General features: G+C 54.1%; 7 protein-coding genes. 6 read left to right on the forward strand and 1 reads right to left on the reverse strand.

The window, feature by feature from the left end; genetic code table 11:
* The 5 genes from NYP18_RS15005 to NYP18_RS15025 all read left to right on the forward strand — a co-directional run.
* Nucleotides 1-541, forward strand: a 541-nt coding sequence (locus tag NYP18_RS15005; protein ID WP_369415259.1) for a type IIL restriction-modification enzyme MmeI, incomplete at its 5' end; no start/stop codon positions are given.
* 115 nt (nucleotides 542-656) lie between these two features.
* Nucleotides 657-893, forward strand: a complete 237-nt coding sequence (locus NYP18_RS15010) for an antitoxin (protein ID WP_259429010.1) — start codon at nucleotides 657-659, stop codon at nucleotides 891-893.
* A 254-nt stretch (nucleotides 894-1,147) separates the two neighbouring features.
* Nucleotides 1,148-4,609, forward strand: coding sequence for a MobF family relaxase (gene mobF, locus NYP18_RS15015; RefSeq protein ID WP_259429011.1), 3,462 nt, complete (start codon nucleotides 1,148-1,150; stop codon nucleotides 4,607-4,609).
* A 105-nt stretch (nucleotides 4,610-4,714) separates the two neighbouring features.
* Complete coding sequence (locus NYP18_RS15020) at nucleotides 4,715-5,299, forward strand: ParA family protein (RefSeq protein WP_259429012.1); 585 nt, start codon at nucleotides 4,715-4,717, stop codon at nucleotides 5,297-5,299.
* Entirely contained in the window at nucleotides 5,300-5,587 is a 288-nt protein-coding gene (locus NYP18_RS15025) for an RH3 domain-containing protein (protein ID WP_259429013.1), read from the forward strand. It abuts the gene before it with no gap.
* A 72-nt stretch (nucleotides 5,588-5,659) separates the two neighbouring features.
* Here NYP18_RS15025 and NYP18_RS15030 read toward each other — a convergent pair whose 3' ends face one another.
* Entirely contained in the window at nucleotides 5,660-7,108 is a 1,449-nt protein-coding gene (locus tag NYP18_RS15030) for a serine/threonine-protein kinase (protein ID WP_259429014.1), read from the reverse strand.
* Nucleotides 7,109-7,459: 351 nt separating this feature from the next.
* Between NYP18_RS15030 and NYP18_RS15035 the strand changes: the two genes are divergently transcribed.
* Complete coding sequence (locus NYP18_RS15035; protein ID WP_259429015.1) at nucleotides 7,460-8,920, forward strand: replication initiation protein; 1,461 nt, start codon at nucleotides 7,460-7,462, stop codon at nucleotides 8,918-8,920.
* Nucleotides 8,921-9,054: the final 134 nt, after the last annotated feature.

The following is a 9,054-nucleotide window of genomic DNA, read 5'->3' on the forward strand; positions in this document are numbered from 1 at the left end:
GCGACAGCCTACCTCTGACTGCCGCCAATCTTTGCAACAGAGCCCGAAAACGGACTATCTCTGCATTCCCAGTGTGGTCAGTGAAACACGGAAATACTTTATTGCAGCACGCTACGACGCGAACACCATCAGCTCGAATCTAGTATTCAACACTCCCGATGAGGATGGCCTACAGTTCGCTTTGATTTCCTCGTCGATGTTTATCACTTGGCAGCGCACCGTAGGCGGGCGCATGAAGTCTGATCTGCGGTTCGCCAACACGTTGACGTGGAATACTTTCCCTGTTCCAGAACTTGATGAGAAGATCCGCCAGCGTGTTATCGACGCGGGGAAGAAGGTCTTGGCCGCGCGTGAGCTTTATCCGGAACGATCACTGGCGCAGCATTATAATCCGCTGTCCATGGCACCGGAACTGATCAAAGCTCATGATGCGCTTGATCGAGAAGTAGATAAGGCGTTTGGTGCGCCCCGAAAACTTACTACTGAACGTCAGCGCCAGGAGCTCCTTTTTGCCAATTATGCACGGATGACGATGAACTAGCTCTCCATTTTCATGGAGGGATTTTAGTGCCTGTACTGGCACTGGTGGGTATAGATAGAAAACTCTTTCTAGTTAATGCTTATGTATGTCCATCCCTGATGGAAGACTGGTATTTATGAAACCAATCAAGGATCTACTCGTCGCTAAGGACGTGCCTGTCGATGATCCCAACGATGCCACCCTGAGTGGTAGCGAGCACGCCCAGGCGATCATCGTCGCCGCCTTGGTCGAGCAGTGGGATCGCCTCGATGGTTACCAGCAACGTAGCATCGTGAACGCTCTGGATGCGTCTACCGCTGCGACTGAAGAGGCCGAAAAGTGGGTGAGGGATCGCCTTCGCCCTGCCGAATAATCCCGGTTGTTTTAACCCGCTCACTGATGTTTCAGTGAGCGGGTTTTTGCTGGCGCGGGTACTCGCTCACGCTCCCACCCTTGCCCCGCCACCGCCCCGGTTGCGGTGGCCATCAAGGGTCGTTGTTCTTCCCAGAACAACGACCCTGCCCGCCCGCGATCACCTTGCCCAGGCGAGGGTGGAAACGCGAAACAGGCCACCTGGCGGCGGCCTGTTTCGCGTTTCCCACTACCTCCCACCTGCCCTGAGGTAGGATGAGAGGAAAGAAAAAGATAACCACATGGAACATTTGCAAGAGATTGCTTTCGCGCTACCGCGCGGTGGACAAGGAGGTGGCAACGGTGCTGACCATTGGAAAGATGCATAGTCAGTCCGTGGCCTACTATGAGTCCACCGTGGACGAGGCTCCTGGTCCTGATGGTTACTATTCCGAGGCCGGAAACGCCCCTGCTGAAGTGTGGGTGAAAAGCGCGAATGCGGCTGGATATGCTCGGCTCCTAGGCGTGGAGCAAGGCCAGTCCCTCGGCGGTGAACAGGTGAAAAACTGGTTCAATAACGTCACCTCACCTAAGGGGGAGAAGCTGGGTCGGGCACTGCGGGACAATGGTGTTCCCGGTTTTGATCTGACGTTTTGCGCCCCGAAAAGCGTGTCGGTGTTGTGGGGATTATCAGGGCGTGAGGAAGTGCGCCAGGTCGTGGATGAGGTCCATGCGGCAGCGGTGGCCACGGCGCTGGATTATCTCGAAACCCATGCTGCCTACACACGTCGGTGGGATGACAATAAGACGCTGATCGTGGATAAAACCCTGGGGTTATCTGGTGTGAAATATGAGCACCGGACCTCTCGTGCAGGCGATCCTCATATTCACTCACATGTTCTATTAGCGAATCGCCAACTATGCGCGGATGGGCAGGCCCGTTCACTAGATGGGGTGAGCCTGTATCACGAGGCACGCGCGGCTGGAATGCTCTATCAAGCTGCCTTACGCGAGGAATTAACCCGACAGCTGGGTGTGGAGTGGGGTGAGGTCACCAACGGTCAGGCCGATATTAAGGGGTTGAATGACCCTTCTATGTTGAAGGCTTTTTCCACCCGCAACACCGAGATTGATCAGTGGGAAAAAGACAACGGATTAAGTGGTAACTATCAGTTAAGGCAGGTGGGACACAAAATAACCCGCCGAGCCAAAGACCTGGATGCCACTCTTTCTGACCTGGAAACCCAGTGGGCGCAGAATCAGACGGCCGAGCATGTCCAGCGTTTCGCCGCCGACCTCGGCGGTGCACGTGGTGTGGACAGCGATAAGGCGTTGCCGACCCCGGAGGCAGTGTTAACCGAGGTCATTGCGGAGCGCTCGACGTTTACTCGTGCGGATGTGGTGGAAAAGTGTGCTGAGATGATCCCCGTCGGTGCCTTGAACGTCGATGAGATCCTTGGCTTTGTCGAGGCCACCGCCACCCACGCCCTAGAGTCAGTGGCACTGAGTGTCACCCCGAACCTGGCCCGGGAAGTCGATAACACCCAGCGAGAAGGTTCCCAGCGGTTTACCACTGACGCGGTGATCCAGGAGGTCAATAAGGGCATTGACCTGGCCACCACCCGTACCAATAACGCGGTATCGGCTGACTCTATTGTCCCTGTAGAGGGTACGTTGTCGCCTGCCCAGGCTGAGGCCATGACCGCTGTGGTGAGCTCTGATTTCTTAGCTTCTGTCGTGGTGGCACCAGCAGGTGCGGGTAAAACCTCCTCGCTGAAAGCAGCCCGTCAAGCGTGGGAACAGGCAGGTAAAACCGTCATCGGCCTAGCCCCAACCGGTAAGGCTGCCGATGTGATGGTCGGCGAACACGTTGCCCATGAGTCCTCCACGATTGCCCGGGCCCTGTATGGCGCAGACGATCTTGCCCCAGCCCAGGTCGCTGCGAGATTGGGGTGGAACCGCGACACGGTGGTGGTCGTCGATGAAGCCGGCATGGTGGCCACCCCAGATGTCGTACGCCTGCTGGAGATCACCCAGGCGGCCCAGGCCAAGATCGTGCTGGTCGGTGACCCACAGCAGTATGCAGCAGTGAAGGCCAGGTCAGGGATGCTGGCGACCTTGGCGTATGAACTCCCTGATGCCGTGGAGCTGACCGAGGTTTTCCGTCAGCGTGACGTGGCGGAACGCGAGGCTTCTATCCAGTTGCGTAGTGGGGATAAGGATTCTATTAAGCGTGCGGCCCATTGGTACATGCTGCAGGGCCGGCTTGAGGCTGGTTCCACCACCGCGATGCTTGATGATGCGTTGGCTGGGTGGACGTCAGACACCGCAGCCGGCAAGGATTGTCTGCTGGTGGCATCGACCGGTGAGCAGGTTCAGGCGCTTAATGCTGGTGCGCAGAAGATCCGCGCGGATCGCGGCGAACTAGATCTGTCGGAGGCTCGTGAGCTATCGACGGGGCAGTGGTTGCATGCCGGGGATGTGTTGTTGACCAGGAAAAACGACTATGACCTGCTCACTAGTGCTGGTGATGTGGTGCGTAATGGCCAACGTTGGCGGGTAGATACCCTGCATGGTGATGGCTCGATTAGTGCTACCCGTCTTGATGACACCCGGGCCACAGCCACCATCCCAGCGTCCTATCTGAAAGATTCTGGCCAATTAGGGTATGCCTCTACTGGGCATTCCGCCCAGGGGGCGACGGTGGATGTGGCTCGTGTGGTTGCTGGTGCTGGTCAGGTGGATCGAGCCAGTGTGTATGTGCCGCTGACCCGTGGTCGGGAGGGCAACTACCTCTACCTTGCGGAGTCGATGCCGGGGGATACTGATACCGGGCATGGTGGGGTCACCCCGACTCAGCGCCGTGCGGGGGCGGAATATGCCCGTGATCTGCTGATTGCGGCAGCTGTTCGTGATGGGGCTGATCAGACCCCGCACCAGGTGTGGGGCACAGCACGCGCTGATTGGGCGTTGACGCGTCTTGCCGCAAGTGGTGAGTTTATTAACGACTCGCCGTTTACCGGCACCCGGATGGGGGACATCATGGCTGAGCGGGAAGCCCAGCGAGCTGAGCGGTTTAGTGAGTTCTTTACCCTCACGCAGATCCCGCCGAGGAAGAAGCAGGCACTCACACCACAACCAGAACCAGAATCGCCGGGTAAGAGTGCTGTCCCGGTGGGGTCTTCCCCGCGTGATCCGGTGCGAGAAGCCGAGAAGGCAGTCACCGCTTTGGAAGAGCAACGCCGTGTGGTTGCTCAGCAGTACCGGCAGATCGGTGAGCATCTTGGCCAGGTGCAGGGCCGGGAACACCAGATCGGTCAGCAGATTGAGCAGGTCACCCGCCAGATCACCCAGGCGCAGCAGGCCCGTGATAGCCGTGGGTGGTTGGCGAAGATGCTCAAACCCAATGAGGGAGCCGAACAGATCGAGCAGTGGAGTAAGCAGCAGGCGGATCTAGAGCGTGCGCGTGTGCAGGTCAGCCAGCAGCGTCAGGGCTTAGAACGCGATCTTGCCCAGGTTACCCAGCAGTACCAGGATATTGATGGGCAGTACCAACGCGCGCAGCTTGAGCGTGATGGGGTCAAAGCTGACCAGCTCGTGGGAAGAGTGTCGAAGCATGACCTGACTGATGTGCTGGGTCGTTCCCGGTCACGTCCAGGCCGTGGGATCAGTGGGGCTCCACAGTTCGGTGTGAACCGTAGCCACCAACGTGATAACGACCCCGGAGTGGGCCTGTAAACACCCCTTATCTCCTTGTAGCTATAGCGCTTAAACGCTATAACGTTATAATGCTATTGAAGCTAACGTTATAGCGTTACAAGCGATAGAAAAGAGCAGGCCAGGATGCGTATATCTTTCGTTCATACCAAAGGTGGTGTCGGTAAAACGACCAGCGCCATCATGCTGGCGACAGCAGCGATACGCCGTGGGCTCGACGTGGAATTCTTCGACGCTGATCCCCAAGCCTCAGCCTCACGGTGGGCAGAAGTAGCCCACAACCGCGAGGATCCACTGGAGTTTGAGGTTATGCCCGCTAGCGCAAAAAAGCTCCGGGCACACCCGGCATCGACAGGCTGGCAGATCGTGGACACCCCACCCGGTAATGCCGTAGAAATCCAAGCAGCTATTGATACCGCTGATCTGGTGATCGTACCCACGCATCCATCCCCGATTGATCTTGATCGCGTGTGGCCGACGTTGGAGACGATCAACCACCGGATGGTGGGGGTGTTGCTCATTGGTGTCCAGGAGCGACGCCGGTTGTATCAAGACACCCGTGAGGTCTTCGAGTCCCAGGGGGTCTCGACGTTTTATAACACGGTTCCAGAACGCGAGGACATCAAGGCGATGTTCGGTACGAATCCGAGAAATATTTATAGCTTTGACGAGATCTGTACTGAGATTTTAGAAATTGAGGAGATGAATTAAATGACCCCACCACGTAACCGTCTGGCTGATACGATCCGCCAGCCAGCGAAGAAAACGGCGAGCATTCCGGTGAAAGATACCCTGCGCCACGACGATGAGGAAGAGACAAAGTTAACCCGCCGCACCACGGTATACCTCTCCGAACAGACATGGAAAAAACTAAAGATTTCCGCTGTTGAAGATGATAAAAATGTTTCTCAGATCGTCGAAGATCTAGTAGATAGCTATTTAAAACGTCGCACCCGAAAACTTGAAAAGGCAGCAAAAAATGACTTTGAGAGGTCTTAAATATATAAGACTAGATATTCTATCTAAGGGAGCAGCTTGATTAATTTTTGCGAGCTTACATTTTTATAAGCTTTAAGCTTGCAACGTATCTTGTATGAGTCGGGGTAAGGAATAGTTATCTGCTGCTGGGCTCACGAAATCAGCTCCCTCGGGATACTCTTTTAATTGATTAACCACTATCAAAATATCTTGGGGCGAAGTGAGAGTAGAAATAATGCGTAGATACGTACTGCGCACCGCCCAACGGTTATGTTCGGTTCCTAGAGTCAGAAGTCGTTGTAACACTAGCTCGCGTATTTCATGCTCGGGGGAAATTTCAAAAACACGTTCTAGGCAAAGCGCGGCGGAATCAGTCCACACGAAGGGCTGGGGGCCCGAAGATACTTGGTCGAAAGCGTAGATGATCTGACGGAAATTACCTGCGCTTTCGTTTCGGAGCGCTTGTAGAACTGGCGGCGTTACCGAGGGTAAAAAGTTCCTTAAAAAGACTTCGTCGGAAAGGTTCTTAAGGATAAATTTTAGAAGTTTGGCAGCGCTTCCTGGTTTGTGCTCACTTACTTCTCCTGCCAGAGTTTTCGCATGCTCGATTGGAAGAGCTAAATCCTCTTCAAAAGAAGATAACGCTTCTAAATCCCTGGAGAAAGCAATGAGAGACGAGTAGCGTTTAGCAGGATTATCTTCCAGACACTTATTAATTACATATTTAAAACGGTCAGGTATAAGATCTGTATTCGCGGAAGGCCAGGCCATTTCTCCAGTCAGACATTCATAGAGTATTTTTCCTACTGCATATACATCGGCCGGAGCACCTACATTATGGACATCTTTCCAGTGTTCAGGAGCCATATACTGAATAGTGCCCAAAGCTGTACCTAGCTGTGTAAGGGTGGTTGACATCGCATTGTGATCGCGACATAAGCCAAAATCAGACACAACCCAGTGATCATTCAGGTACAGAATATTTTCAGGTTTTATATCACGGTGGATAATTCCCTGTTCATGTGCATATTGAAGCGCAGCAGAGATTTCTAACGCTAATGCAACTGCTTCATTTTCTTCCAAGATCTTTTTATCAGTTAAATAGTCCCGCAGCGAATATTCTGCAAGGGGCATCACATACCAGGGCGGTGATACCTCAAAGTTCACTGCGTAAATAGGCATGATTCCTGGGTGGATGAGGCCGGACTGAGCTCGAATTTCTCGGTAGAAGCGTTTAAGACTTTCTTCTTGATCGCTTTGGTGCAGAAATTTTTGAGCAAACTCCCCGTTGCTTCCCACCCGAATCGCTTTCCACACTTCCCCTTGCCCATGATGGGCGATTTTCGAAATGGGTTGATAGAAATGCATAGTGGCTTCGGGGGAAGCAGATGCAGGGACCGGATTCACGCTTTCATTCTTGGCGGAATCCCATGGATTAATAGTCTCTCTGTCGGGGAAGTTTCCCCATATAGGAGTAATTTCTGAGGGCTGGCTAGACAAGCTATTGGAGGAGGCCGGAGGGAACTGCCATGGATGGTTCATAGTAGAAAATCTACAGTATTTACTTAGAGGGAATAAACAGATCGTTTAGTCAATAGTTCTTTTGAAATAAACGAAAAGTTATTAAAAATTTTGAAAAAGAAATTAAAGCCAGATATCGACTGGAGACCAGCTTAAAAACGTTATAACTGTATAGCGTTTTAACGTTATGCAGTTATGGTTTTGTCGTGCAAAAATTATTTTGATCAGTACAAACGTGTCGGTATAGAACCTAACTGAGATACTGTTAGGCTTGGGTGAATTGCATATAGAAAATAGTTGAGCGTCTAACAGCAGACACTGTTAGACGCTCCGCTTTACCCCGGTCTTCGACCACCGGAGAAAGCACTGCCCATGAGTCTAGTCAATAGCACGACGTCTGGCACAACCAGACACACCCAGACCACCGATCTGTATGGCGGTCTGGACGATACCCCTGCCAGCGGCCTCGACCGAGAAGCCCTGCTGGCCCACCTTGGCCGTAAAGTCCTGCACGGAAGCCGTGGGCGTGATTTCGCCAGCGCGTATCTGACCACCAAGAACGGCACCCGGGCACCGAGGATGTACCGGGTGGACTCCGAGGCCTTGGGTAAATGCGAGTACGTTCAACTGACCAACAAGCAGTATGCCTCTGTCCTGGTGGTTGATATTGATCTTCCCGGGGATGCCGGTGGGCACCCGGTTAACCTTCCTGAGCAGGTCAAGCAGAAGTTCTCCCAGCTCATTGCCCATTATCTTGGGCCCGCCTGGGTGGGGATCAATCCGGTGAATGGGAAATGCCAGGCGATCTGGTTGATTGATCCGGTGTATGCCGATACTAGTGGGCAGTCTAGGGCTATGACGCTACTGGCAGCAGCGACCCATGACCTGGGACAATGGTTAGGTCATGACAGCCATTTTTCCCATCGTTTCAGCCGGTCACCGTTTTATACCGGCGATTCCCCGACCGCGTATCGGTGGTATCGCCAGCATCACCGTGTCTACCGGTTGGGAGATCTTCTTGCAGGGGTGCGTGCGATGACCGGTCAGGAGTCCTATGCCAAGCCTCGTCAGCAGTTTTCCAGCGGCCGTGAACTCATCAACGCGGTCAAGGCCAGGCGTGAGGATGCAGAACGCTTCAAAGCACTGTCGAAGGATGTGGAAGCAGAGCTAGCCGGCCAGCTGGATCAGTACGACCCGGAGCTGATTCAGGGTGTGCGGGTGTTGTGGATCCGTGAAGGCCGGGCAGCGCGTGATGAGACCGCGTTTCGCCATGCCTTAAAAACCGGGCACCGCCTTCGTCAGGCTGGTCAGCGTATGACCGATGCGGCGATCATTGATGCCTACGAGCATGCCTATACGGTGGCCCAGGAGGTCGGTGCTGATGGGCGCAAGGGTGAGTTGCCGCCGATGAAAGACCGCCAGACGATGGCTAGGCGTGTACGTGGCTATGTCACCACGTCTAAGGGCGAGGTGTACGGCAGTTCAGCGACCGCGGGACGCGCGAGCAGTGCGGAGCGTAAGGCCTTGGCCACGATGGGGCGTCGGGGCGGGAAGAAAGCCGCAGAACGCTGGGAAACAGATCCGGAAGGTGAATACGCTACTGACCTGCGGAAGAAACTCCAAGCAGCAAATCAGAAAAGAGAGTGGAAGGGGCAAGCTCTCGTATCGGAAGTGAGGGCCTCCATTCTTCGAAGTCGTATTGATACCGGTGCAGATCCGTCTACAAGAGAACTCGCAACGGAGTTCAACGTCTCTATTGCTCGCATAAAGCAGATACGAAAGGCATTAGGGATGCAGGCTGCGCGTGGCCGACCTAAAAGGATAACGCCATAAGCAATATACGGTTCCCCTGCCGGTAGGCAGGGAGGTTACCTAACTCAAGGTTTTTAGAAAGAGTTCTAACCCATTGGAGAGGGGGGGGGTAAAAGGATAACGCCATAAGCAATATACGGTTCCCCTGCCGGTAG

The sequence above is a fragment of the Corynebacterium lemuris genome, from assembly GCF_024919295.1.
GTDB classification, from domain to species: Bacteria; Actinomycetota; Actinomycetes; order Mycobacteriales; family Mycobacteriaceae; genus Corynebacterium; species Corynebacterium lemuris.

Bases quoted from the DNA above. Each gene is read 5' to 3' on its own strand.
- NYP18_RS15035 (WP_259429015.1), top strand. From the start codon at position 7,460: ATGAGTCTAGTCAATAGCACGACGTCTGGCACAACCAGACACACCCAG.
- NYP18_RS15025 (WP_259429013.1), top strand. From the start codon at position 5,300: ATGACCCCACCACGTAACCGTCTGGCTGATACGATCCGCCAGCCAGCG.
- NYP18_RS15030 (WP_259429014.1), bottom strand. From the start codon at position 7,108: ATGAACCATCCATGGCAGTTCCCTCCGGCCTCCTCCAATAGCTTGTCT.
- mobF (WP_259429011.1), top strand. From the start codon at position 1,148: ATGAGAGGAAAGAAAAAGATAACCACATGGAACATTTGCAAGAGATTG.
- NYP18_RS15020 (WP_259429012.1), top strand. From the start codon at position 4,715: ATGCGTATATCTTTCGTTCATACCAAAGGTGGTGTCGGTAAAACGACC.
- NYP18_RS15010 (WP_259429010.1), top strand. From the start codon at position 657: ATGAAACCAATCAAGGATCTACTCGTCGCTAAGGACGTGCCTGTCGAT.